This window comes from Sphingomonas sp., assembly GCF_019635515.1.
Lineage (GTDB): Bacteria > Pseudomonadota > Alphaproteobacteria > Sphingomonadales > Sphingomonadaceae > Sphingomonas.
In genome coordinates this window covers 1334480-1359498 of record NZ_JAHBZI010000001.1, presented here as the reverse complement: position 1 = coordinate 1359498, position 25019 = coordinate 1334480, and the positions used below count along the sequence as shown (strand labels likewise).

The 25019-nt window shown below is 65.0% G+C and carries 25 protein-coding genes and 1 tRNA gene; 13 read left to right on the top strand and 13 right to left on the bottom strand.

All coding sequences use genetic code 11. The annotated features are described in order from the left end of the window. Positions 1-146: 146 nt before the first annotated feature. Genes KF730_RS06830 through KF730_RS06820 form a run of 3 tightly spaced genes read left to right on the top strand, consistent with a single transcriptional unit; the run spans position 147 to position 3514 of the window. On the top strand, positions 147-1628 hold the full coding sequence (locus KF730_RS06830) for a L,D-transpeptidase family protein (protein WP_294093258.1): 1482 nt from the start codon (positions 147-149) through the stop codon (positions 1626-1628). A gap of 16 nt (positions 1629-1644) precedes the next feature. Beyond that, positions 1645-1953, top strand: coding sequence for a hypothetical protein (locus KF730_RS06825; RefSeq protein ID WP_294093255.1), 309 nt, complete (start codon positions 1645-1647; stop codon positions 1951-1953). Positions 1954-1981: 28 nt separating this feature from the next. Further along, a complete protein-coding gene (locus KF730_RS06820; protein WP_294093253.1) occupies positions 1982-3514 on the top strand; it encodes a tryptophan halogenase family protein in 1533 nt (510 codons plus the stop codon). Between the two features lies 1 nt (position 3515). On the opposite strand, the gene KF730_RS06815 is transcribed toward KF730_RS06820, so the two are convergent. Both KF730_RS06815 and KF730_RS06810 read right to left on the bottom strand, forming a co-directional pair. Then, on the bottom strand, positions 3516-4724 hold the full coding sequence (locus tag KF730_RS06815) for an alginate export family protein (RefSeq protein ID WP_294093251.1): 1209 nt from the start codon (positions 4722-4724) through the stop codon (positions 3516-3518). Between the two features lie 65 nt (positions 4725-4789). Next, positions 4790-6172 carry a cation:proton antiporter gene (locus tag KF730_RS06810; protein WP_294093249.1) on the bottom strand — a complete coding sequence of 461 codons (1383 nt, stop codon included), beginning with the start codon at positions 6170-6172 and terminating at the stop codon, positions 4790-4792. A 209-nt stretch (positions 6173-6381) separates the two neighbouring features. Between KF730_RS06810 and KF730_RS06805 the strand changes: the two genes are divergently transcribed. Together KF730_RS06805 and KF730_RS06800 are read left to right on the top strand one after the other, a co-directional pair. Continuing rightward, the gene (locus KF730_RS06805; RefSeq protein WP_294093247.1) at positions 6382-6633 is read left to right on the top strand and encodes a type II toxin-antitoxin system Phd/YefM family antitoxin; all 252 of its coding nucleotides are present in this window, start codon (positions 6382-6384) and stop codon (positions 6631-6633) included. After that, positions 6633-7130 (top strand): PIN domain-containing protein, encoded by a 498-nt coding sequence (locus KF730_RS06800; RefSeq protein WP_294093245.1) that lies wholly within the window; start codon positions 6633-6635, stop codon positions 7128-7130. The genes KF730_RS06805 and KF730_RS06800 overlap by 1 nt, the downstream gene beginning before the upstream one ends. Before the next feature lie 152 nt (positions 7131-7282). Here KF730_RS06800 and KF730_RS06795 read toward each other — a convergent pair whose 3' ends face one another. Together KF730_RS06795 and KF730_RS06790 are read right to left on the bottom strand one after the other, a co-directional pair. Further along, a complete protein-coding gene (locus tag KF730_RS06795; protein ID WP_294093243.1) occupies positions 7283-7849 on the bottom strand; it encodes a GNAT family protein in 567 nt (188 codons plus the stop codon). 536 nt (positions 7850-8385) lie between these two features. Next, a tRNA-Ser gene (locus tag KF730_RS06790) sits at positions 8386-8475 on the bottom strand. 123 nt (positions 8476-8598) lie between these two features. Here KF730_RS06790 and hspQ point away from each other — a divergent pair. Further along, the gene (gene hspQ, locus KF730_RS06785) at positions 8599-8979 is read left to right on the top strand and encodes a heat shock protein HspQ (RefSeq protein ID WP_294093242.1); all 381 of its coding nucleotides are present in this window, start codon (positions 8599-8601) and stop codon (positions 8977-8979) included. A 68-nt stretch (positions 8980-9047) separates the two neighbouring features. Here the strand turns inward: hspQ and KF730_RS06780 are convergent, their stop codons facing one another. Continuing rightward, positions 9048-11822, bottom strand: coding sequence for a TonB-dependent receptor (locus KF730_RS06780; RefSeq protein ID WP_294093240.1), 2775 nt, complete (start codon positions 11820-11822; stop codon positions 9048-9050). A 298-nt stretch (positions 11823-12120) separates the two neighbouring features. On the opposite strand from KF730_RS06780, the gene rplU reads away from it, so the two are divergent. The 4 genes from rplU (at position 12121) to KF730_RS06760 (ending at position 14763) form a co-directional block, all read left to right on the top strand. Further along, positions 12121-12498 (top strand): 50S ribosomal protein L21, encoded by a 378-nt coding sequence (rplU, locus tag KF730_RS06775; protein WP_294093238.1) that lies wholly within the window; start codon positions 12121-12123, stop codon positions 12496-12498. Between the two features lie 17 nt (positions 12499-12515). Beyond that, positions 12516-12785, top strand: a complete 270-nt coding sequence (rpmA, locus tag KF730_RS06770; protein ID WP_294093236.1) for a 50S ribosomal protein L27 — start codon at positions 12516-12518, stop codon at positions 12783-12785. A 175-nt stretch (positions 12786-12960) separates the two neighbouring features. Then, positions 12961-13521 carry a GNAT family N-acetyltransferase gene (locus KF730_RS06765; RefSeq protein ID WP_294093234.1) on the top strand — a complete coding sequence of 187 codons (561 nt, stop codon included), beginning with the start codon at positions 12961-12963 and terminating at the stop codon, positions 13519-13521. Positions 13522-13713: 192 nt separating this feature from the next. Beyond that, entirely contained in the window at positions 13714-14763 is a 1050-nt protein-coding gene (locus tag KF730_RS06760; RefSeq protein ID WP_294093233.1) for a transcriptional regulator, read from the top strand. 113 nt (positions 14764-14876) lie between these two features. On the opposite strand, the gene KF730_RS06755 is transcribed toward KF730_RS06760, so the two are convergent. After that, on the bottom strand, positions 14877-15710 hold the full coding sequence (locus KF730_RS06755; protein WP_294093232.1) for a metal-dependent hydrolase: 834 nt from the start codon (positions 15708-15710) through the stop codon (positions 14877-14879). Between the two features lie 57 nt (positions 15711-15767). Between KF730_RS06755 and KF730_RS06750 the strand changes: the two genes are divergently transcribed. Next, entirely contained in the window at positions 15768-16352 is a 585-nt protein-coding gene (locus KF730_RS06750) for a TetR family transcriptional regulator (protein WP_294093230.1), read from the top strand. A gap of 3 nt (positions 16353-16355) precedes the next feature. Here KF730_RS06750 and KF730_RS06745 read toward each other — a convergent pair whose 3' ends face one another. Genes KF730_RS06745 through KF730_RS06735 form a run of 3 tightly spaced genes read right to left on the bottom strand, consistent with a single transcriptional unit; the run spans position 16356 to position 19826 of the window. Next, positions 16356-18302 (bottom strand): ATP-binding protein, encoded by a 1947-nt coding sequence (locus tag KF730_RS06745; protein WP_294093228.1) that lies wholly within the window; start codon positions 18300-18302, stop codon positions 16356-16358. Between the two features lie 22 nt (positions 18303-18324). Continuing rightward, complete coding sequence (locus tag KF730_RS06740; protein ID WP_294093226.1) at positions 18325-19578, bottom strand: aminotransferase class I/II-fold pyridoxal phosphate-dependent enzyme; 1254 nt, start codon at positions 19576-19578, stop codon at positions 18325-18327. Positions 19579-19583: 5 nt separating this feature from the next. Further along, a complete protein-coding gene (locus KF730_RS06735) occupies positions 19584-19826 on the bottom strand; it encodes an acyl carrier protein (protein WP_294093224.1) in 243 nt (80 codons plus the stop codon). 282 nt (positions 19827-20108) lie between these two features. Here KF730_RS06735 and KF730_RS06730 point away from each other — a divergent pair, with 282 nt between their 5' ends. Beyond that, positions 20109-20555, top strand: coding sequence for a hypothetical protein (locus tag KF730_RS06730; RefSeq protein ID WP_294093222.1), 447 nt, complete (start codon positions 20109-20111; stop codon positions 20553-20555). On the opposite strand, the gene KF730_RS06725 is transcribed toward KF730_RS06730, so the two are convergent. After that, a complete protein-coding gene (locus KF730_RS06725) occupies positions 20552-21457 on the bottom strand; it encodes an NAD(P)H-binding protein (RefSeq protein WP_294093220.1) in 906 nt (301 codons plus the stop codon). The two genes, KF730_RS06730 and KF730_RS06725, sit on opposite strands and share 4 nt — an antisense overlap. Further along, positions 21454-22572: a glutamate 5-kinase gene (gene proB / locus KF730_RS06720; protein WP_294093219.1), complete on the bottom strand. Its 1119-nt coding sequence runs from the start codon at positions 22570-22572 to the stop codon at positions 21454-21456. Before proB ends, KF730_RS06725 begins: the two co-directional genes overlap by 4 nt. Positions 22573-22649: 77 nt before the next feature. On the opposite strand from proB, the gene KF730_RS06715 reads away from it, so the two are divergent. Beyond that, positions 22650-23399: a hypothetical protein gene (locus KF730_RS06715; RefSeq protein ID WP_294093217.1), complete on the top strand. Its 750-nt coding sequence runs from the start codon at positions 22650-22652 to the stop codon at positions 23397-23399. Between the two features lie 29 nt (positions 23400-23428). Here the strand turns inward: KF730_RS06715 and KF730_RS06710 are convergent, their stop codons facing one another. Together KF730_RS06710 and obgE are read right to left on the bottom strand one after the other, a co-directional pair. Beyond that, complete coding sequence (locus KF730_RS06710; RefSeq protein ID WP_294093215.1) at positions 23429-23857, bottom strand: hypothetical protein; 429 nt, start codon at positions 23855-23857, stop codon at positions 23429-23431. A gap of 99 nt (positions 23858-23956) precedes the next feature. Further along, complete coding sequence (obgE, locus tag KF730_RS06705) at positions 23957-25006, bottom strand: GTPase ObgE (protein ID WP_294093213.1); 1050 nt, start codon at positions 25004-25006, stop codon at positions 23957-23959. Positions 25007-25019 lie beyond the last annotated feature (13 nt).

The window sequence follows — 25019 nt, the reverse complement described above, 5'->3', positions numbered from 1 at the left end:
CAAGGTTGGGCCGACAACGTTGCCAATGTCAAGCATCGACACGAAAAGCTGCAATAGTCTCTCGCGCTCCGGTCGCGCTTTGCCTATTGAATGACACGAGTCAGTTTGCATGCCCGCGGGAAACGGGCGAGCGGGAGTAAAGACGAGTGAGCAGCGACGCGAAAACGAGCCACGCCTGGCGCAAGGGCGGCCTTCTGGCGGTGGCGGCAATCGTCATCGGCGCCCCCGTATTCGCGCAACAGGTGACGCCCGCGCCGCAGACCGCGCCGATGGTGCAGGCGGTGCCCGCGCCCGCCCCCCTGCCGGTGCTGACCGCAGCCCAGGCCGCGCAGCTCGCGCCGTTGCTCGCCGATGCTGGCTTCGCGCAGGGCCTGCGCCACGATGGCACTCGCCCGCCCGCGCCCACCGATAACGACGCGCTGGTCCGGGCCGCGCTCGATTATGCCCGGGCGGTCCATTCCGGCCGGCTCGCCACTGAGGATTTCCAGCAGGATTGGGGCCTGCGCCCGGCCGCCTATGATCCCCTGCCCGGCTTTGCCGACGCGGTGAACCGCGACCGCCTCGACAAGTGGCTGCGCGCGCTGCCGCCACCTTATTCCGGCTATGACGCGCTGCAGGCCGGCCTGGCCAATTATCGCAAGATCGAAGCCGCGGGCGGCTGGGCCAAGCAGGTTGTCGGCCCCGACCTCGCCATGGGCGCAAGCGGCGCCCGCGTCGCGGCGCTGCGCACGCGCCTCGCCGTTGAAGACTCGCAGCTTTCCGCCGGCGGCGACAAGTTCGACGCCGCCCTCAAGGAAGCCGTGATCCGCGCACAGCGGCGCTATGGCCTCAACCCCACCGGTGTCGTCTCCAGCGGCACCCTCGCCGCATTGAATGTCCCCGCCGGCGACCGTGTCCGCCAGATCATGGCCAATATGGAGCGCTGGCGCTGGCTGCCTGCGGAGCTTCCCGCCAAGCGCATACAGGTCAACATCGCCGCCGCGGTGCTGACCGTGTTCGAGGGCGACGCCCCGATCGCCTCGATGAAGGCGGTGACCGGCCGCCCCGGCAACGAGACCCCGATGCTGCAGTCGCGCATCCATTCGATCGTGCTCAATCCGCCGTGGAACGTGCCTGCCGGCATCGCCCAGAAGGAGCTGTGGCCAAAGGGCGAGGCCGCGCTCAAGGCGCAGGGCTACAAGATCATCGGCACCGGCGCGAACCGCCGCCTGCAGCAGCAGCCCGGCCCGCGCAGCGCGCTCGGCCGCTACAAGTTCGATTTCGACAACCCCTATGCCGTGTATCTCCACGACACGCCGGCCCAGGCCGGTTTCGCCCGGTTCGTGCGGCAGGACAGCCATGGCTGCGTGCGGCTTGAGAAACCCGGGCCGCTCGCGCAGCTGCTGCTCCGCAACGATCCGCAGTGGCAGCCCGATGCGATCAATGCCGAGCTCAGCACGGGCAAGACGCTCCGCGTCCAGCTACAGCCGCAGGATCAGGTCGCGGTCTATCTGCTGTACTGGACCGCATTCGCCAATTCGAACGGCACGATGAACTTCCGCGCGGATCCCTATGGCTGGGACAAGACGCTCGCGGCAAAGGTTGAGAAACGTTCCGCGATTACCGCCGCCGCGGTGTCCGCACGCTGACAAGAGGATAAAGACCATGAAGATCAAGACCATCGCCCTGCTCGCCGCCGCTGGCGTCGCCCTCGCCGCCTGCCACAACAAGGCCGACGACGCGCCGGTCGCCGAGACCAACGTCACCAACATGGTCGAAGAACCGGCCGACGTGACGAACGTGGTGGACGAGGCTCCGCCGGCGACCCACATCGACAACACCGCGAGCGTCACCACCCCGCCGAGCGCCACGCTCACTGCCGATGAGCAGACGCTGGACGACGCCGACGCGAGCGGCATGACCGCCAAGGTCAACCGCGACGACGCCGGCAACACCGCGCAGCCGGTCAAATAAGGCCAGCGCGCCGCGGACGGTCGGAGCAATGCGCAAACGCAGCATCCTGATCGTCGGCGGCGGCACGGCCGGCTGGCTCGCCGCCGCCTATCTCGCCCGCTTCCTCGAGCTGTCCGATCACGGGCGGCTCGAGATCACCCTGCTCGAATCCCCCGAGATTGGCACTGTCGGCGTCGGCGAAGGCACCTTTCCGACCATCCGCGAAACGCTCAAGTTCCTCGGCATCGACGAGAGCCGCTTCATCCGCGAGACCTCCGCGACCTTCAAGCAGGGCATCCGCTTCACCGATTGGGTGCGCACGCCCAGATCTGGCGAGCACAGCCACTTCTTCCATCCGTTCGAAGCACCCTTCCACGCCGATGGCGCCAATCTCGTCTCCTATTGGCTGCTTCAGGACGAGAAGAGCCGGCCCCCGTTCGCCGAGGCGGTGACGATCCAGAACCGCGTCGCCGACGCGCGCCGCGCCCCCAAGCGCCCGCACGAAGGCGATTTCGACGGCCCGCTCAACTACGCCTATCATTTCGACGCGGCGAGCCTCGCCCAGGTCCTCGCCGAGCGCGCCCGCGAGCTGGGCGTGCGCCACCTTCAGGGCACGGTCAGCCATGTCGGCCTCGACGACGGCGGGGCGATCGCCGAGGTGGTGTCCGTCGAACATGGCGCCCTCAACGCCGATCTCTACATCGATTGCACCGGTTTCCGCGCCGAGCTGATCGGCCGCGCGCTACGGTCGCCGTTCAAATCGGTGCGCGACCATCTCTTCGCCAACGCCGCGATCACCTGCAAGCTACCTTATGCGCAGCCCGACGCACCGCTGGAGAGCTTCACCATCGCCACCGCCCACGAGGCCGGCTGGACCTGGGATATCGGCCTCGCTGGCGCGCGCGGCATCGGCTGCGTCTATTCGGATGACCATATCTCCGCCGATCGCGCCGAGGAGATATTGCGAAGCTATGTCGGCCCGAGCGCGACGGACTATCAGACCCGGCACATCCCCTTCGAGGCTGGCTATCGCGAGAAGCAATGGGTCAGGAACTGCGTCGCGGTGGGCCTTTCGGGCGGCTTCGTCGAGCCGCTCGAATCCACCGGCGTGCTGCTGATTGAGGCGGCGATCGGCATGATCGCCGAGCTGTTCCCGCATAACGGACCGATCGACGCCCCCGCCCGCCGCTTTAACCAGCTGATCGCCGCGCGCTACGACAACATCGTCAATTTCCTCAAGCTGCATTATTGCCTCAGCCAGCGCAGCGAGCCGTTCTGGCGCGAGAATGCCGATCCGGCCTCGATCCCCGAACGGCTGCGCGAGTTGCTCGAGGAATGGCGTTATCGCCCGCCGAGCCGCTACGATTTCACGCTCGACGTCGAGAGCTTCGCCTTCTTCAACTATCAGTATATCCTCTATGGCATGGAATTCCGCACCGATCTCTCGGCCGGGCGCGAGGACTTCCCCAATGTCGCCGGCGCCGAGAAGCTGTTCCAGCGCATCCGCAATTTCGGCGAACGCGCGACGCAGGACCTGCCCGCGCACAGGGCGCTGATCGCCCAGATCAACGCCGCAGCTTAGCTCACAGCGACCAATCCAGCTGCAGCCAGGCCTTGTCGGTATCCGTCGCGAACGTACCCGCCTTGTAATGCGCATAGCGCGCCGAAACCGTCGCCCGGCCCCGCTTGACGCTCGCCAACAGGTCTATCTCGTCGCCATAATGCTGGCCCAGCCGGTCGCTGTCGAAGCGGTGATAGGTGGCGGATAGCGTCACCGCATCCACCCCCAGCACCTTCTTCCAGCCATAGGTCGCGCCCCCGTACAGATCATGCAGGCCGTTCGGCGGCGTCGTCCCAAACTTCCCCACCCAGCCATTGAACCGGAAATAGGAAGCCAGCGGCGTCTGCACGCTGGTCAGCGCCACGCCCTTATCCGCGCCAAGCACCTCATAGCCCGCAGTACCGGTAAAGCCCTTGGCAGCCACACTCAGCTCGCCCAGCCAATAGTTGGCGGAAAACCGGTTCGGATTGCGGTGATAGTCGCTCTGCCGCGCCCAGCTGGCAACATAGCCGAGCTTCACGCCCTTGCCGATCGGCTGCGCACCCGCGAAGCGCACGCCCCAGGTCTGGCTCGACATCCGAAACCCCTGCACCGCCGCTTCATCCTGATCGACCAGATAGGCGAAACCGGTCAGCGTGCCAGCCTTGGTCCCGTACCCCAACAGCGCAAAGATATTGTCGCCGCGCACCGCCCGCTGCCGCGCGCCGGTGCCGTTGCGGCCATTCACGGTCAGGTCGTTCCAGGCATAGGTGATGTCCGCGCTGAGCCCCATCGGCTTGCCGATCTGCACGCGCACCGCGTCATAGGTCTGCTCGTTCTGCCGCCATCCTGCCGAGCCGACGAAGCGCTGGTCGGCCAGCTCGATCCGCTGACGCCCTGCCGTGAAGGCGAGACCGTCCTTGCTCGCATAGCGGATCTGGGCGCGGTTCAGCTCCACATTCTCAGGGTCCAAGACCAGCGGGTACGCCACCTTGCCGTTGGTCCCGTCATTATACTTCTCGACCAGCGGGAGCGTGCCCTCCCCTTCGACCAGCACCGACCATTCGCCACTGGTGAGCGTCACGCCGGGGCGCACGCGCAGCGTCAGCGCATCGGCCTCGCGGGCCAGTCCACCCTGATCGGCATGTTCGTAGCGCAGCCGCACATCGGCACTGGGCTTCACGGTGACGTCCTGAGCCTGCGCGGTGCCGATAGCTGCCAGCCCCGCCAGCAATGCCGGCGCATATCGCATTTCATACTCCCTGGAAGAAAGATGCGCCCCGCCCGATGCGCGGACGGGGCGCTAGGAGGAAGCCCTCAGGCCGGCTGCGCAACCACGCGGCCATCCGAATCCGGCACGGCGCCCAGTTCGCCGGTCTCGCGCGCTTTCTTGCCATAGACGATCTCGAACACCGGGGTCGCCATCACCGTGGTGACGATCGCCATCAGCACCAGCATCGAGAACAGCGTCGGGCCGATAATGCCCTTTTGCAGGCCGATATTGATGATGATCAGCTCCATCAGCCCGCGCGAATTCATCAGCGCGCCAATGCCCAGCGCGGTGCGATTGTCCTCACCCGAAAGCCGCGCCGCCGCCCAGCAGGCGCCGAACTTGGCGAGCACCGAGGCGGCAAGCACACCCAGCGCAATCGCCAGCAGCGACACCGAATTGACCATGTCCATCCGGGTGTTGAGCCCCGAATAGGTGAAGAACATCGGCAGCAGCAGCACCACCGCGAGCGGCTCGACCTTTTTCTTCAGTTCCTCGACGAACAGCCCGCGCGGCATGCATGCGCCCATCAGGAAGCCGCCGAAGATGGCGTGGATGCCGATCGCGTCCATGACGAAGGCCGAGGCGCAGAACAGCATCATCGTCACGGCGAGCATCTGCGTGCTCATCTCGCCCTTCTCTTCGACCATGCGGCCAAGCGGCGCGAGCCATTTGCGCCCGACCAGGATCATGAAACCGGCATAGAGCACCGCACCGCCGATCGCGATGACCGCCACGCCCGGCCCTGCACCGAAAGTCGCCAGCACGATCGCCAGCACGCACCATGAAGCGGCGTCATCGAACGCGCCCGCGGTCAGCGACAGCGTGCCGAGCGAGGAATTGGCGAGCCCGCGCTCGTTGATGATCCGCGCCAGCATCGGAAACGCGGTCAGCGCGATGCACGCGCCCATGAACAGGGTCGCGTTGCTCTGGCTGATCCCCGGCGTGAACAGCCCCGGCACGGTCAGCAGGAAGGGCGTGATCAGCGCGGCGAGCAGGAACGGCGCCGTGATCCCGGCCGCCGACACCGCCGCGGCACTTTTGGCCTTGGACTGGAAGTGATCGAGCCTGAGCGTCAGCCCGACCATGAACATGTAGAGTCCCACGCCAAGCTGCGCACCGACATACAGCACGTTGCGCGTTTCCTTGGGAAAGATCGCCAGCTGGAGATCGGGGAAGAACAACCCGAGCAGCGATGGCCCGAGTACCACGCCGGCGATCATCTCGCCCACCACCTGGGGCTGGCCGAGCAGCTTCTGCCCCAACCACCCGACAACACGGCAGGTCAGGATGATTACCGCCAGTTGCAGGAAGAAATGCACGCTGTAATCGCCCGGCGAATAGCTCTTGACCGCGTTTACCGCCGGTCCGTGCGGCGATAGTATATCCCCCAGCGCCCGCCACGCCTCACTCGCCAACCCCGATACCATCAGGCCTCTCCCCACGCGGAATCCGTACGGCGCCCGGCGATCTCGCCTTGTGCGCAGTGTCAGGGAGCGTGGTTCGCGAGCCGGGCACAACATCAAATAGTTGGTGGCCCCCGGATTTTCGCGAACCCGGCTGTTTTCGTTGCCAGCCTGCAACATTGTAGGTACATGTCTACATGACAACGCGGACAATCTAGGTACATAGGCACAAAATGAAGATCGTCAGCAGCCGCGAATTCAATCAGGATGTGAGCAGTGCCAAGCGATTCGCGCGCTCCGAACCGGTGTTCGTGACCGATCGCGGCCGGCCGACGCATGTGCTGCTGAGCATCGACGCCTTTCGCCAGTTGTCCGGTCATAGCGAAAGCATGGTCGATCTGCTGGCGATGCCCGATGCCGGCGATATGGAGCTCGATGCCGCCCGCTCCGGCGCCGCCTGGGATCGCGTGCCGGAGCATCGCTGATGTACCTGCTCGATGCCGGTGTCGTTCTCGAATTGCGCAAGGCCCGCGCCGGACGCACCGATGCCGGGCTCACTGGCTGGGCCGCGGGCGTGCCGCGCCAGAGCCAGTTCCTCTCCGCGCTCAGCCTGCTGGAACTCGAAACCAGCGCTGCCCGCCTCGCGGCGCGTGACAAACCCGCTGGCATCGCGCTGCAGGGCTGGATCGCCAATCAGGTGATGCAGGCGTTCGAAGGCCGAATATTGGCCGTGGACGCCGCCGTGGTCCGCCGCCGCGCCCAGCTCCCTTATCCGGATTCGCGCGACGGCCTGCTGGCGGCAACTGCGCTCGAGCACGGCCTGACGCTGGTCACGCGCAACACCGCGGCGTTCAAGGCCGGCCGCGTCAAGACCTTCAACCCCTGGGGCTATACCCCCGACGCCGACGACGAAGACATGGATTGGGGCCAGGCTTCGCGCACCGGTCCGGTGTGGCTGAAGAGCCTGTTCATTCGGAGCTGAGAGACGGGCCGTCCCGCCCCAAGCCGATGAAACGGAGAACCACATTTACGCCATGCCCCTCTAAATCGAGGAAAAGCGAACGGTTACGATGGGGTGGAGAACGGAACGGCGGCTGTTGCTTGCGATCATGCTGAAGCCGACATCTCCGGCGATCAACGTTGGGCCCACTCACGCAGCAGGATCGCGTATTGCATGGTGTTCTCGTAAACAGGATTCCCGGCGCTGTCGTTCTGGAACGTCACATATTCCAGGAACAAGCCCTCTTGTCTCATACCAAGCTTTTCGCAGAGCCGCCGAGACGAGCTGTTGTGGTCCTCCACATAAGCGTAGATGCGTCTTATCCCTTGATGCGTGAATAAATCAGCGCACAAGGCGTGAGCCGCTTCGAACGCATAGCCTCGGCCACTGAAGAGAGGATTGAAATTCCAACCCACAGAAACCGTGTCGGGCTGCTGAGGATTGTCCTGGCCATCTGGCCAAGCGCGATCGGAATGGACGAAAAGGTCGCCTATGAGCTGACCGGTTTCTTTGAGGCAAACCGCGATATATTCATCTTCGCCAGAGCGTTTTAGAACCTCGGCTTCAGCCGCCTTCAGGTCGGCGAGCTTGAGCGAAAAGAAGCAACTCGCAGATGGCTTTCGCAGGTATGCGAACAAGGCCTCCGCATCCCCCATGCGAAAATTCCTGATGGTCAGACGGTCGGTTTGGATCGTTTTCAACGGCTCATTTCCCAATATCGGACTTCAGAAATAGTATGCGGTCATGGTCGCTTCCCCGACACGCCCGCAATGACCGCTTTGTGGCAATATTGGGTGCTTATCCCGCTCGAACATGCGCGGTTCCCCGGCGAAGGCCGGGGCCCAGTTGGCGGACAGATATTGACGGGCGCAGCGCTTCGTTACGCCGACCTCTCCACCTGGCCCCCGGCCTTCGCCGGGGAACCACAGTGGACACATGCTCGAATGGGATAAGTACCCAATGTTGGAGTACATTCCAATAACCGCAATGGGATAGAAAAGGCGCCTAAACGCGGGCCTTCTAGATTTATCGGGCTATCGCGTAGAATCGGCGGTTTTGCAGGCCGATCGGTGGATGGGTGGGCGTTATCGGCGGCAATATCGCGCCATGAAGGGCGATCGGCGGCGCGAGCGGAATTCGAACCCACGCGCGCAGGCCGGCAGGCCGGAACGCCAAGAAAACTAGCGTGGGTCAGCGGGGAACCAGGTGAGGCATCAAGCCCCAACCCAAAGGACCATGGCGGAGAGGGTGGGATTCGAACCCACGGTACCCGTAAAGGCACGCCGCATTTCGAGTGCGGTACATTCGACCACTCTGCCACCTCTCCGCGAGGTCATAAGATGCCGCCTGGCAGGCCACACCGGTCGATGGAGCGGGCGCCCTAGCGCAATGATTTGCGCCTCGCAAGCGCAGTCCTTGTGCGGCGCGGCGGAAACATTAAATTAAAGGCATGCCGCGTTCCATCCAGCCCTCCGCTCCCTATGAAGCGTCTGTCCCGATGCCGCCGGTTTCGACCGCGCGCTTCGCGATCGGCGATGTCGTCAAGCATCGGCTGTTCGAGTTCCGCGGCGTGATCTTCGATGTCGATCCCGTCTTCGCCAACAGCGAGGAATGGTACGCCGCGATCCCCGAGGATGTGCGCCCGCGCAAGGACCAGCCCTTCTACCATCTGCTCGCCGAGAATTCGGAGTCGAGCTACATCGCCTATGTCAGCCAGCAGAATCTGGTGGCCGACGACAGCGATGATCCGATCGAACATCCCGCGATCGAGGGGCTGTTCGATGGCTATGACGCGGGCCGCTACAGCCTGCGCCGCGAGCACCGGCACTAGGCTGCGTCTTCGCCCGATAAAAAAAGGGGGCCGCGAAGGCCCCCTTTCCTTTTGCGTTGCCGCCGGCCTCAGAACTGCGCGGTGAAGCGCCCGTAGAGGAAGCGGCCATTGAAGCCGAACGGCGAGAAGCTGCTGTACGGCTGGTAATAGGCATCGACCGGATACTGGCCGCCGATCGCGGTCGGGCGGTTACCCGTGGGGCGTGCATCCGGATAGATGTCGAACAGATTGTTCGCACCGATCGCGAAGGTCGCGTGCTCCTTGAAGGTCCAGCGCACTTCGAGGTCGGTGACCCATTTCGGCGACAGGAACAGATCGTCCGGGCCATAGGCGGTCAGGCTGGCCGCGTTCGGGGCCAGCGGTGCGGCGGCGCCTGGTGCGACAACCTTGCCGTAGCGGGTCGTGCGCGCGGTGATCCCGAAATCGCCGATATTGCCATCGGCGCTGAGTACGACCTTGTCGCGCGGCTGGCCGTCGGTGAAGCGAAGCCCCTCGACGCGGCCGAACAGGATCAGGCCGGGGATCGAGGAGACGCCGGCCAGGCCGTTGATGCGCTTGTCGATCTTCGCCTTGTTGTAGTTATACGCCGCCGACAGCGACCAATTGCCGATCGGCGTGATGCCGGTGCGATAGGTCGCGACCACGTCGACGCCCTGGGTGGTGGTGTCGAGGCCGTTGATGAAGAAGCGCGCCGCGCCGACCGACTGGAAGCCGTTCGCGTCGAGGATCGCCTTCACCGCCGCGTTGACCGAAGCGGAGCCACTGCCCGCTGCGCCCAGATTCTCGGTGAGGACGATGCGATCCTTGATCTTGATGTTGTAATAATCGGCGGTGACGTTGAACCCGCGGAACGGGCTCAGCGTCGCGCCTGCGCTGAAGTTGACCGACTTTTCGGGCTTGAGCGGCTTGGAGCCGAGCGCCCGCGCCACCGGGCTGGAGACCGGCTGGGTGCTGATTTCCACCGGCACGCCCGAGATGAAGTTGGTCGAGGTGGTGGTGAAATATTGCTGGTGGAGCGACGGCGCGCGGAAGCCGTTCGAAACCGATCCGCGGATCGCGAAGCCCGGCGAGAATTCATAGCGCGCCGCAAGCTTGCCGTTCACCGTCGAGCCGAAGTCCGAGAAATGCTCGTAGCGGCCCGCGGCGGTCACCGTGAAGCCGTCGAACAAATCGGTGTCGAGCTCGAGGTAGCCGGCATAGCTGTGACGGCTGACATCGGTCGCGGCGGTGGCCGGGAAGCCCGGGAAGCCCTGTGCGCCGACCAAAGCCGCGCGGCCCGGGAACGAGCAGACGCTGGTGCCGGCATTGTAGACGCCGCCCGCCGTGGCGCAATTGCCTGCCGTGGTCGTCTGCGAAGCTCTGAAATACGGCCCGATCGCATAGGATTGGGTCTCGCCCGGACGAATATTGAAATCCTCGTTCCGATATTCGGCACCCACCGCGAAGGTCAGCGGCTTGGACAGCCCCAGGTCGAACTCGCGGCTGACGTCGAGGTTCGCGGTCAGCTGGCCGAACTGCAGCCCGCCCGAATCGAAGTCACGCTGCGATGCCGGACCGTAGGAGGTATTGAGACTGTTCTCGGTGCGGTAATCGAACTTGTTGTTGCCATAGACCAGCGACAGATCGGTGGACCAATCGCCCAGATCGCCCTTCACGCCCACCGCGACCGAATAATCGGTCAGATCGGAATGGATGAACGGCAGGAAGCCGTCGGCACGCAGCGGCACGAAATTGGCCGCAGTCGGCGTCGTCGCCGGCGTGATTACCGACCAGTCGCGGTTGTTCGCCGACGAGGATTGACGCCAGTTCGCGGCACTGAGGCCGTCGCGCTTCGAATAGGAGCCGAACGCGTAGAGCTCGAACATGCCCAGCGGCAAGCCCATGTTGACGAAGACATTGGTGTCCTCGGTCTTGGGATCGCCATATTGGAAGTTGAGCCGGTTGAAGGTCAGCTCGCGCGCATCGAAAGCCGCGGTCGGGCGGTTATAATTGGGCCGCAGATCGTAACCGGCGCGATTGGTGTTGTCGCGGTCGCGATATTCGGCGGTGACGTTGAAATAGCCCTCTTGCCCCAGAGGCAGGCCGATATTGAAGCCGAGCGTCCACAGGTCGCCGTCATTGGCCTTGCGCTCGCCGCTGCGGACCCCCGAAAGGATACGGCCGTCGGCGGGATCGAACGCGGCGGCGTTGCCGGTCAGCCCGGTGACGTTCGGTACGCCCGCCAGCGTGGTCACATACTTGCCGTAGCTGACCGAGGCGCGGCCGCCATGGTTGGCCTTCTTCAGCTGGACGTTGATCACGCCGGCGATCGCGTCCGAGCCATATTGCGACGAGGCACCGTCGCGCAGCACTTCGATGCGCTCGATCGCCAGCGCCGGGATCGTGTTGAGATCGACCGCGGCCGAGCCACGGCCGACCGACCCGTTGATGTTGAGCAGCGCCGATACGTGGCGGCGCTTGCCGTTGACCAGCACCAGCGTCTGATCTGGCGCGAGGCCGCGCAGCGAGGCCGGACGGATCACGTCGGTGCCGTCGGTGATCGAAGGCTGCGGGAAGTTGAACGACGGCACGAGGTTGTTGAGGATCTTGTTGGTCTCGCCGAGACCCGAGCTGGTCAGAGCGTCGGAGGAGATCACATCGATCGGCACCGCGCTGTCGGCGACGGTCCGGTTGTTCGCGCGCGTGCCGGTGACGATGATGGTGCTGCCGGGATCGACAACCTCATCCTGAGTCGCTTCGGCGTCCTGCGCCGGGGGCGTCGCGGCGGTTTGCGCGCTTGCCGTAGCGGCAAATGCGAAAATCGAGGCCGTGACGGACAATGTGGTGATGATCGATCGGCGCATTCTTGCCTCCCTGTTCGGCATTAACCTTATGATTTCGCACTATGGAGACAGCAGACTGCAACGAAAGAGAAACATTCAAGGCACGCAAGGAAAGTTCGGCCACTGTGTCAGGCGCGCAACATAAGTAACTAAACGTAGCTTGGTGTCAGCCGGTGATTTCGCGGTTCAAGCGTCGCCGCCCAGCCGCGCCGTTTCGCACCGGTGCGAGGTTGACATGGAGCACCTCTTCCCTTAGCTGCGCCCTTCCTCCTGCCGGGGTCTCCCTGGCGGGCACACGTATTTGTTAGAGAAGAGACCCATGTTCGCTATCGTGCGCACGGGCGGCAAGCAGTATCGCGTTGCCGCTGGAGACAAGATCGTCGTCGAGAAGCTCGACGGTGAAGCAGGTTCGACCCTTACGCTGGGCGACATCCTGCTCGCCGGTGAGGGCAGCGAGCTGAAGTCGGTCGAGGGCCTGACGGTCTCGGCGGAAATCGTCGCGCAGGCGAAGGCGGACAAGGTCATCGTCTTCAAGAAGCGCCGTCGGCATAACTATCGCCGCAAGAACGGCCATCGCCAGCAGCACACGATCCTGAAGATCACCGCCATCGGTGCCCAGGAAGAGAAGAAGAAGGCCGCGCCGAAGGCGAAGAAGGCCGCTGCAGCCGAGGGCGAGACCCCGGCCGCTGAAGCGTAAGTCGAGGAGCGTTAGACATGGCACATAAGAAAGCAGGCGGCTCTTCGCGCAACGGTCGCGATTCGGCAGGCCGTCGCCTCGGCGTCAAGAAGTTCGGCAGCGAAGCAGTCGTCGCCGGCAACATCATCGTGCGTCAGCGCGGCACCAAGATCTATCCGGGCACGAACGTCGGCATGGGCAAGGACCATACCCTGTTCGCGCTTACCGACGGCCGCGTGTCGTTCAAGCAGGGCAAGCTCGGCCGCAAATTCTGTTCGGTAGACATGATTGCGGAAGCAGCCGAATAACATCGGGTAACCAGCCGGGTTGCCCACCAGGGTGACCCGGGTCCGGCATACGGACCAGCACAAAAGGGAGACGGGTCACCCCGGCTCCCTTTTTTATTTCTCCCACGAAATGCTGGTGCAACCTTCGTGTCACAGGGACGCGGCAGGGGCACCGCAAGACCAAAGGAGAATGGTCATGTTCGTGCGGACGGAGAGACTGACGTTGCGGCCCGCCTGGGCCGAGGATGCGCCGCTGCTGGCGGCGGCGATCGGGCATGAGGAAGTGGTGCGCAACCTCGCCCGCGCGCCCTGGCCCTACCCCATCGAAGCTGCGGAAACCTTCGTCCAAAGCTTCGATAGCGTCGCCGACATCAAATTCCTGATCTTCGAGCATGTCGAGGGCCGGATCCGTCTGATCGGCGGCATGGGCATCGGCGCGCACAAGGAAGAGCCGCACGAGCTCGGCTATTGGCTGACGCCGAGCGCCTGGGGCCGCGGCTACGCCACCGAGGCGGGCGCCGCCGTGCTGCGCACCGCCAAGGCTGTCGGCCTGCGCCGCGTCACCGCCGGCCATTATATCGACAATCCGGCCTCGGGCCGCGTGCTGCGCAAGCTGGGCTTCCGCCCGACCGGCCGCATCACCCACCTCTACTCGCGCGGGCGCGGCGTGGAAGTGCCCTCGACCGGCTATGTGCTCGACCTCACGGAGGGAGACACTTGCGGCGGCGTAGACCCGGATCACCGAATGGCGGCGTGATGCGCGGGGGTGAGGGAGCGGGCCGATCTCCAGGGCTCGCTCCTCACATTCTTCGTCATCCCGGCGAACGCCGGGACCCAGAGTGGTAGCCGTAACGGCAGAATACCCCTGGGTCCCGGCGTTCGCCGGGATGACGGTAGTTAAGCAGCGTATCTCTTGCCATCGCCCCACATTCCGCCGAACACCTCCCGCATGACCGGCAGCTACCGCTTCGACCATTTCCTGCTCGATCCCGCCGATCGCCAGCTCTCCCGCGATGGCGCCGCCGTCGAGCTCAACGCCCGCTATCTCGACGCCCTCACCCTCCTCGTCCGCGAGGCTGGCAAGCTCGTCACCAAGGATCGCTTCCACGACCAGGTCTGGCGCGGCGTGCCCGTTACCGACGAAGCCCTCACCCAGTGCATCAAGACGCTGCGCCGCCAGCTCGGCGACGATGCCGGCAATCCCCGCTTCATCGAGACGATCCCCAAGCACGGCTATCGCTTCATCGCTCCGGTCGCATCCGGCGATGAATCCCCCGTGCCGCGCACACCTGTCACCACCGGCAAAGCGCCGTCGCCCCGGAGCCGGTTCGTCCTGTTCGGCGCCGCCGGAACCGTCGGCGCGGGCACGGCCGGCGCGATCGGCGGGCTGATTTACGGTTTCGCGGCCGCCTCGCAATCCGGGGTCGGCGCGGTCTCGGTGCTGCTGGTGATGATCTGCCTGACCACCCTCGTCGCCTTGATGGGCGGCGCGGGGGTGGCGTTCGGCATCGCCGCTGCCGGCTATTTCTCGGGTAAGCCCTGGCAGTGGAGCGTCCTCGGCGGCGCGGCCGGGGGCATGGCGGTCGGCGCCATCGTCAAATTGCTCGGGCTCGACGCGTTCAACCTGCTGCTTGGCCACACGCCCGGCGATTTCGCCGGTGGGCTTGAGGGTGCGATGCTCGGCGGCATGGTCGGTCTTGGCGGCTGGCTCGCGCATCGCCATCGCGCATCGCTGCGCCGCCGCGTCGCCATCGCCGCTGCCGCCGGCGCGGCCGGCGGCATTGTCATCCCGCTAACCGGCGGCCGCTTGATGGCCGGCAGTCTCGATTCGCTCGCCCGCAGCTTCCCGGAATCGCGCCTGCGCCTCGATCCTGTCGGCGACTGGTTCGGCGAGCACGGCTTCGGACTGATCAGCCAGACCGTCACCGGTTGCCTCGAAGGCGCCTTGTTCGGCGGCTGCGTCATCGGCGCGATGCTGATGGCGGCGCGCGACGCTTGAAATGTAGGAAATCGTCCGCTTGGTCGATGCGCCGGCTGGTTTCGGCCGCTCCTTGACACCGTCGAGTCCCAAGCACCTTCGCGAGCGCCAAGTTACGCGCCCCTCGTATCAAGTCACGCCGGCGCCATCGCGTAAGCGGTTTCCGCCTTGCCGATCAGATGGCGGTCGTCATGGTTCCATGGATGGAAGCCCGGCAGGAAATAGGCGATCCAGGCCGGGAATATCCGCCGCAACAGCCCGGGGCTGACCAGCAGATACCACCAAACCCGGCGCCGCGCGCCCTTCTCCAGCCCGTCCTGCCGCAGCAGTTCGACCGCGCCATCGACGCGCTTGCGCCAGAAATTGAGCGTGACCAGCATCATCATCAGCGACTTCAGCTTCCAGCGCCGCCATTTGCTCCAGTCCCGGGTCGCGTGCAGCCAGGTGTCATAGGCGACGCCCTTATGCTCGAGCTCCTCGATCGCGTGCCAGCGCCACATCTCGGCCTGCTCGGCATCGACGCCGGCGAAATAGCCCGGGTTCTTGAGCATCAGCGAAGCGAGGATCGCGGTATAATGTTCCAGCGCCATCGTCGCCGCCAGGTTCACGATCGCCGAACGCTGCTTGATCAGCACCAGCATGTCGTCAACCACCCGCTCCAGCGGCGCGAGATCGTAACCGGCATCGACGACACGCTTGTTGAAGGCGACATGTTCGCGGCTGTGCATCACTTCCTGCTGCGTGAACGCCTTGATCTCTTCGGCCAGCCGCGGCGATGCGCCGTCGCGGAATGCCTTCACGCTCTCGATGAAGAAGGCTTCGCCCTTGGGGAACGTGATCGAAAGCGCGTTGTGGAACGCGGTGGCGACCGGATCGCCACCCATCCACCAGCGCGCCTGCCCGGCGCCGCGCCCGAAACGGCGATCGCGCGGCGTGATCGTGAGATCGGCGGGAGTCTTTGCTTTCATGTGCGGAATTCCTCCACTAAGCCGGGTTCCCTAGGGGCATAAAGTTTACTTACATTCATGTCAATAACGCCACGCAAACGTCTCAGTCCGGAAGAATCGCGCGATGCCGCCCTGGAGGCGGCGCGTGCTCTCCTCCTCGAATCGGGCCCGCAAGCAGTGACGCTCAAGGCGGTCGCGGCGCGGATTGGACGCACCCATGCCAACCTCCTCCACCATTTCGGCTCGGCGGCGGGGCTACAGAAAGCGCTGGCGGCCAATATTGCCGAGGGCGTGATCGCGAAGATCGGCATAGCCGTGATCCGCGCGCGCGAGACCGATCACGATCCCCGCGAAGTCGTCGATCTCACCTTTGACGCCTTTGACAAGGAAGGTGCTGGCGCGCTGGCGAGCTGGATGATCCTCACCGGCAACCACGACGTGCTCGAACCGATCCTCGGATCGGTCCAGAAGCTGGTCGACATGATCGCCCGCGATCACGCGCATGAAGGCATGTCGTTGCAGGAAGAGACGCTGTATCTGGTGCTGATGGCGCTGGGGGACGCGTTGCTCGGCGCGCCGATGGCGGCGGCCCTGGGACTTCCTCGTGACAAGGCACGCGCCCTAGCCGCCGACGCGATGATGCGGGCGCATCTCCACCCCTAGATTTCAGGCCCTTACCCGCCGTTCCTGATCGACCGCTTCGTCCACCGCCCGCGCCAGTGCGGCCATGGTGAAGGGCTTGCGAAGCACCGGCCGCCCGCGAAAAATCTCTGCATCGACCTCGCCGGCAAAGCCAGTGACGAACAGCACCGCGACGCCATCAATCCGGTCGCGCATCGCCGCAATCATCTCGGGACCGGTCTGGCCGGGCATCAGCACGTCGGAGACGATGGCGTCGAGCGTCTCCATGCGGTCGAGCAGATACCGCGCCTGTAGCGGATCTTCGCAGCCGGTGACGCGGTGTCCCAGTTCTTCCAGCGCGCCCGTCGTCGCGGCCAGCACGCGAGGATCGTCCTCCACCACCAGGATCGACAATTGCCGCACCGGCTGGGCCTCGGCTTCCGGCGACGGGTCAAGTGCCTCGGCCGCCGCCTCGCCAAGGTGGCGCGGCAGATAGAGCGTCACCGTAGTGCCCTGCCCCGGCGCGGTATCGATGCCGATCTCGCCGCCCGACTGGCGGACGAAGCCGAAGATCTGGCTGAGTCCAAGCCCGGTGCCCTTGCCGACCGGCTTGGTCGTGAAGAATGGCTCGAAGACGCGTTCGAGCACTTCGCTGGTCATGCCGCTGCCGGTGTCCGCCACCGCGATGGTGACATATTCGCCGGACGTGCATTCGCCGACCTCGCCTTCGAGCAGCACGCGCGTGCCCGACCAGATCGTCAATATACCGCGTCCGTCCATCGCGTCCCGGGCGTTGACCGCGAGGTTGAGCAGCGCGTTCTCAAGCTGGTGGCGATCGACCCAGATCCGCCAGTCCCCCTCGCCCGGCCGGGTTTCGACCGCGATGGTGTCGCCCAGCGTGCGATCGAGCAGGTCGCTCATGCCCTGGATCAGCTTGCCCGCCTCTACCGCCTCGGGAAGCAGCGGCTCGGAGCGCGAGAAGGCGAGCAGGCGCCGGGTCAGCGCGGCGGCGCGGTTGGCACCCTCCATCGCATTCTCGATATGCTTCTGGGCGTCGGGACCGCCGATATGCATCTGGCGCTTGGCGAGTTCCAACCCGCCCAGCACAACTGCCAGCATATTATTGAAATCATGTGCGATTCCGCCAGTAAGCTGGCCAACCGCTTCCATCTTGTGCGCCTGACGAAGCTGCTCTTCGGCGACGATGCGCTCATGCACTTCGGCGCGGAGCTGCGCGGTCGCCTCCGCCACTGCCCGCTGTAGCTCCTCCGCACGCGCGCGCTCGCTGGAAGCCTCCGCATCAGCAACCGCGCGCTCGCCCTGCGCCTCGATCGCCATCCAGCCGAGCAGCACCGCGCCGAGGATGATCAGCACGCCGAAACCGGTGAGGATGCGCGCGGCGATGCTCGAATTCTCGATCAGCTGCACCGCGTCGCGGGTGCGCCGTTGGAGCAGAACGCGCTCGCTGTCGACGATCGTCGCCAGGATGGTCTCGACGCGGGTACGGGCTTCGCTGGTACGAACATTATAGTAGCTGCCCCAGGCGTCCCGGTGGCGCTTGTAGGTGGAGTAGAGCGCAGTGTCGTTGAGCTCCTTGCCGCGTTGCTCGAACGCCTTGCGCAGATCGGTGAGCTGTTGCTGCTGCACCGGATTGTCGGCGGTAAGCTGGCGCAGACGCGCCAGCTGCTCGCCGGCGCGGCTCCACTGATCGGTATATTGGCGGCCCAGCGTCTGATCGGCGCTGACCACATAGCGGCCGAGCGCCGCTTCCGCCGAGGAGATCGCGCCCGATAGCTGGTTGGCGCGCATGATGACTTCGAAGGTGTGCTGCTGAAGCGCTATGGCACGGTCGCGGGCGCCGTCGGTGCGCTGCTGGAAGAAGATCAACGCCGCGAGCACCGCGATGCCGAGCACCGCCAGCACGCCGAGCAGGCGAAACCGCCAGTTCGTGTCCCGAACCGCGCGCTCCAGCGGAGTGATGCCCTCGCTCATTGCAGGGGCGACTCTACCGTTCTCAGGCGATTACGCCAACCGCCTGGCCCGCCGCCTTGAACATGCCGAGCACCTTCTCGATTTGCTCGGAAGTGTGCTCCGCGCACAGCGAGCAGCGCAGCAGGAAGGTACCGGCCGGAGTTGCGGGCGGGCGCGCCATGTTGACGTAGAGGCCGCTGTCGAGCAGCGCCTGCCACATCATCACCGCCTGTTCCTGATCCTTCAGGATCACGGCGATGATCGCCGAGTCCGGCTTCTCGGTGCCGAGCTCGAAGCCCAACGCTTTCAAGCCGCCATGCAGCGTGCGGGCATTCTCCCAGAGGTGCGCGCGCTTGTTGTGGGCGTATTGCAGCTTGCGGATCGATGCCGCCGCTGTCGCGACCACCGAAGGCGGCAGCGACGCGGTGAAAATATAGGCGCGACAGGCCAGCCGGATCGCTTCGAACTTGGGATGGTTCGAGACACAGAAGCCGCCGACGGTACCGACCGACTTGGAGAAAGTGCCGACGATGAAATCGACATCGCCTTCGCAGCCCTGCTCCTCATACACGCCGCGGCCATTCGGGCCGTAAAAGCCCATCGAATGGGCTTCGTCGGAGAGGACCATCGCGCCGTGCTTCTTGGCGACCGCGACCATTTCCTTGAGCGGGGCGATATCACCGAGCATCGAATAGACGCCTTCGAGCACGACCAGCTTGCCGGCATCCTTAGGCAGGCGGCCGAGGCGCTTGTCGAGATCCTCGATATCGTTGTGGCGAAAGCGGACGATCTCGGCATAGCCCTGCTTACAGCCGTCATAGATCGAGGCGTGGCTATCGGCGTCGAGGATGACGTAGTCGCCCTTCCCCGCCAGCGTCGAGATCATGCCGAGATTGGCCATATACCCGGTCGAGAAGACGATCGCGCCGGAAACGCCGTAGAAATCCCGCAGCGCCTGCTCGACTTCCATGTGATCCTGGAAGGTGCCGTTCAGCATGCGGCTGCCATTGGTGCCCGAGCCGAACCGGTCGAGCGCGTCATGGCCAGCCTGGATCACGTCCGGATCGAACGTCATGCCCATATAATTATAGGTGCCGAGCAGGATCGTATCCCTGCCCTTGATCACCGCCTCGGTCGGCGACTTCACCTTTTCCATCACGATCGCGAACGGATCGGTGACGCCGGTATCGATCAGCGCCTGGCGCTCGGCGATCAGGCCGTCGAATTTCGACATCAGATCGCGGCCATTCGCCGCGACCGGCGTGGACGCATCTGCGGTATTCGCCCCCTCTGTCATCGGTGTCAGCCCTTCAACTTGGCGACGGCATCGACGAGCTGGCCGACATTCTCGATCTCCGCCTGCATGTTCATCGTGATGATGATGTCGAACGCGTCCTCGATCTCGGCGACGAAATCCATCACGGTCAGGCTGTCCCATTCGAGATCGCCGGCGAAGGTGGTGCTGTCGCTGATCGCGACGCCCTTCTTGTTGAAGCGCTCGATCAGCGGGGTGATCGTGTCCAGGATTTGCGTGCGGTCGGTCATGGGCGATCCCTTAGTATCTCAGGGGGGCAGTGCCAAGCGATTGCGGCGGAAACGGGGTGTCGGCGGGGCGGTTCGGCGCGCGAAAGGTTAAGCCAATGCGCGGTTCTGGCACCGCGAAGGGTCCCAATGGTCGCACTGACGACGCGATTCTCCTACAGCAGCTTTCCATTTTCAAAGAGCGGACGGCAGCGCCGACCGCGCGAGCCAAGCAGGCGAAATCCTACATTGCAAGGGTTGCAGCTGGTACTTGGCGGGCGACTGGCGGGATGAAAGGATGCCTTCATGTCGAGGATACGCACCATCACGATCCTGGCGACGCTGTTGCTTGCGCCCTCATCGCCCGCAAGCGCCCGGAAGGTCCAGACTGCGTCACTGCACGGCGATTGCCTCGCCGGTCCCTATATCGTGTTTTTCGACCCCGGCTTGCCATGGCTGAGGAAACAGGCGGTGGAGGTGCTCGATCTAATGATAGAGCATGCCGGCGAATGCGGCCCGTCTACCGTGCATTTGGCCGGGCATACCGACACGGCCGAGGATGAGGCCGTGGCGGCCGAGCGGCTGAAGGCTGTGCGTGGTTATCTGGCGAGCCGCGGCGTGTTCGTGAAACCCCGGTATAGCAAATCCTATGGCAACCGCGTTCAGCGCGTCGCCACGACGATGCAGGTCTCGGAACCGCAGAACCGGCGCGTGGAAATCCTGTTGAGCGGGCCGGAGCCCAGAAAGCCCTAAAGCAGCCCCTGGCTTCGATACCAGTCCGCCGTCGCCTTAAGACCCTCGCGTGTCCCGATCCGCGGCAGCCATAGATCAGCCGACGGACGTCTCGACGGATCAACCACCCAATCGGGATGGCACATGTACGAGACGCGATCATGGGTGAGCTTGGCGCCCGAGCGGCGGAACAGGCCGTCAAGGGTGGCGGCTGTGGACATGATCGCGCGCGGCAAGGCGAAGGCGCGGACCTTCTTGCCGAGCGCATCGCCGATGGCGCGGGAGAAACCTTCATGGCTCCATCCACCCTCCCTGCCATCATCGGGCTCGAGGATCAGGCGTCCGGGGTCGGTTTCCGCCAATGCGATCAGCAACCGCGCGAGATCGTCGGCGTGAATCGCCGACATGTGACCGCCGGGCGGGAGCAAGGCGAGGCCGCGCTTGGCCAGCCTGAACAGGTCGAGCATCTCCAGGTCGCCGGGACCGTAGACCGCCGGCGGGCGGACGATGGTCCAGTCGAGCGCCGACTTGCGGACGAGGCTCTCGGCGCGTTCCTTCGAGCGGCCATAGTTGGACAATTGCGGCTCGCGCGCGGATAGCGACGAGACCATGACGAAACGCCGCACGCCCATCGACGCGGCAGCCTCGATCATGCGCTCGGTGCCTTCGACATTGCCGCGGATGAAGCCGATATGATTGGGCGCGTTCACCACCCCGGCGATGTGGAGGACGGCATCGGCGCCGCTGGCGAGACGCGCAAGGCTGTCGGCGTTTTCGAGGCTGCCTTGTACCCAGACCAAGCCTTCACGGGCCGGCTGCGCCCGGCGCGTAAGCGCGCGGACGGTGTGGCCGGTGGCGAGTGCGAGATCGACGGTGCGCTTGCCGACAAATCCGGTCGCGCCGGTGATGGCGAGGACGCTCACAGCAACGCCATATGGCTGCGGTGGACCAGCGCGGCACGGGGGGCGTAGCCGAGGATTTCGGCATGCTCCTCGCTACGCTTTCCGGTGATGCGGGCGGCATCTTCGCTGGGATATTCGGAGAGGCCGCGGGCAAGCTGCGCGCCGTCCGGGCCGAGGATGACGATCAGATCGCCGCGCGCGAAACTGCCCTCGATGCGGGTGGCGCCGGCGGCGAGCAGGCTGTTGCCCTTGGCGAGCGCGCGGGCCGCGCCGGCATCGACATGGATATGGCCCTTGGCGGTCAGCCCGCCGGCCAGCCACGCCTTGCGCGCGGGCGCCGATTTCTCGGCGGCGAACAGCGTGTGGCGGGCCTCCGCCGATAGCGGGCGATCGATCCGGCCCGAGGCGATGGCGAGGTGCGCGCCGGCGGCGTTGGCGATGCGCGCGGCGGCGATCTTGGAGACCATGCCGCCCGAGCCCATTCCTGAGGCGGAGCCGCTGTCCGCCATGCCTTCGATGGCGCTGTCGATCCGCTCGACGCGGGGGATGTGCCGCGCGGCGGGATCGCTGGGATTGCGGTCATAAAGGCCGTCGACGTCGGAGAGCAGGACGACGCCCCCCGCCCCCGCCGCCTGGGCGACGCGCGCGGCGAGACGATCATTGTCGCCGAAGCGGATTTCCTCGGTGGCGACCGAGTCATTCTCGTTGAGGATCGGGACGACGCCGAGGCTGAGCAGGCGGTCCAGCGTCGCCGACGCGTTGAGATAGCGGCGGCGGTCTTCGAGGTCGTCGAGCGTGACGAGCATCTGCGCCGCGGTTAGCCCCTGCGCGCCAAGGACATCGGCCCAGACGCGGCTCAATTCGATCTGGCCGGTCGCGGCAGCCGCCTGCGCGTCCTCAAGGCTGGCGCGGCCCCCTTTGGCGAGATCGAGGCGACGGGCGCCAAGGGCGATGGCGCCCGAGGAGACGACCGCGACCTGCTGACCGGCGCGAATGCGTTCGGCAATGTCGGCGGCAATGCCCTCAAGCCACGCCCGCCGCACGCTGCCATCGGGATCGACGAGCAGCGCCGATCCGATCTTGACGATCAGGCGCGGGCAGGAAGCGGGCGGAAAGAGGAGCGCTATTTGGTTCACAAGTTCTACTGCCCTTGCCGTGCTTGGCCGCTGGCTGCAATGGTTCTGCATGTTTTGGGACAAGGGGTGAAGCTGCGTTGCGCAAGGCCGCGGAAGAGATGCTACGGAAAGGCAATGCGCTCGCTGCGCAGAGCCGCACGCCGCCCAATACGCGCGACAAGGTCGAAGTTCCAGCATTCGGCAGGGACAATACCGAAGCGCTCAAGGCCGCGGCACAAAACCATTTGTCACGCGTCTCGGCGCTTGCCGACACCGAATGGAAAGTGACTCTGACTTTCTGGGCGGCGATCCTCGTTTCCGGGACGACCTTGCTCACGCTCGCAAACGGCCAGCGCCTCGACCTCGCCTATATGATCTATACCAATTCGGCCTCGGTGCTCATCGCCTATCTGGTGGCGAGCGCGCTCTTCGTCTTCGGTTTCAGCGTCAACCAGTCGCAATCGATCAGCACCGAGCGGAACCGGTTCCTGTTCTATGAGGCAGCGTCGCTCAAAAGCGTGGGCGTCCCGGACACTTCGCTGATTGGTCTCCGGCAAACCGATGGCGACCGGGGCCCGCTGCAGATGGTTTTGCGGTCGCAGGTGCGCAAGAGCACGGTATGGGCGATGAAACTGGCCACCACCACCTGCAGCATTGCCGGAATCTGGGCAGCCACCGTCGCTATTTGCGCCTATCGCGCGAGCAGGTTCTCATTCGGGATCGGCAAGCCAGGTTTCGGGATAAACTGGTGGGCGGCGGCCAACCTGCTGGTCAGCGCGATAATCCTGATCTTCTGGACGCGGATGACGATCCACTTCTTTCTCCGCGCGAAGCTTCAGGACCGGTAGTTCGCCCGGCCCGGGCCCGCCGCTCCGCCTCACGGAGCGGAGGCGACTGCGGCGGTGAGGGTGAAATCGAGGCGGAACGGCCTGGACGCCGGGCTATCCTTGTCGAGCTCGATCGCCGCGGCCTCGCCCAGCTGCGCCATCTGCACGGGCGACGCCAGATAGGCCCCCGACCCCGCCGCGATATCGATCGACGAGGCGACGAACACCTTGCCGCTTGCGATCCGCATCGGCATCAGGCGCACCGAATAGCGCTGGCCCTTCTCGTCCTGGAACGAGACGGTCGCCATCTCGCCGACCTTCACATCGAGCGTGGGCGAAGCGACAAGCTGGCTGCCGTCGTGCAGCTGCATCGAAACCTGGTAGACGGCAAATTCGGCTTTGTGCCCGTCCGCCTCGTGAGCGAGGGCCGCTCCCGACATCAACAGCGCCGGAACCGTGCCGGCTAGAAAGAAACGCATGCGCATTGCAAACCCCTTCCGATGTTCGAAAGGAAAGATGCGCCAATATAGTTAACGAACGCTCAAGCATGTTTCCGCCGAAGCCGTGGCGGACTGCACTCAAACCGGCGACCACTCGATCGTGTCTTCGCCTTCATCGTCTTCGGAGACCTTGCCGTAATCGGGGCCGATCGCTTCGAGGAGCTTGTCGAGCACCCAATCGACACCGGTGCCGGCCGCGCCCGAGAGCGGGATCACTTCGGCGCCGCTGGCCTCCTCCAGCTCGGCCGAGAGCGCCGCGATCAGTTCGTCGTCGAGCGTGTCGATCTTGTTGAGGGCGACGATGACCTGCTTGTCGGTGAGGCCGGCGCCATAGGCTTCGAGCTCGTCGCGGACGATGCGATAGCTTTCCGCGACATCGGGATCGTTGGCATCGACGAGGTGCAGCAGCACGCGGCAGCGCTCGATATGACCGAGGAATCGGTCGCCGATCCCCGCCCCTTCGGCGGCGCCTTCGATCAGACCGGGGATGTCCGCGACGACGAACTCGTTATTCTTGTGGCGCACTACCCCCAGTTGGGGTCGCGTGGTGGTGAAGGCATAGGCGCCGACCTTGGCCTGGGCGTTGGTCACCTGATTGATGAAGGTCGATTTGCCGGCATTGGGTAGCCCGACCAGCCCGGCGTCGGCGAGCAGCTTGAGACGCAGCCACACCCAGGCTTCCTCGCTAGGCCAGCCGGTGCCGTGCTGGCGCGGGGCGCGGTTGGTACTGGTCTTGTAGCTGGCGTTGCCGCGTCCGCCGTCTCCGCCGCGCAGGAACACGGCGGTCTGCCCTTCTTCGACGAGATCGAGCAGCAGCGTGCGCTCATCGTCGTCGGCAAGGACCTGAGTCCCGATCGGAACCTTGATGACGAGATCGTCGCCACCGGCACCGGTGCGGTTTGAACCTGCGCCGCCATGGCCACGCGGCGCGCGGAAATGCTGGGTGTAGCGGAAATCAATCAGCGTGTTGAGGCCGGCGACCGCTTCGAAGACGATATCGCCGCCCTTGCCGCCATTGCCACCATCGGGGCCGCCATATTCGATGAACTTCTCGCGCCGGAAACTGACGGCACCGGGGCCACCGGCGCCGGAGCGGACGAAGATCTTGGCCTGATCGAGGAAATGCATGGGGCCGCACTTA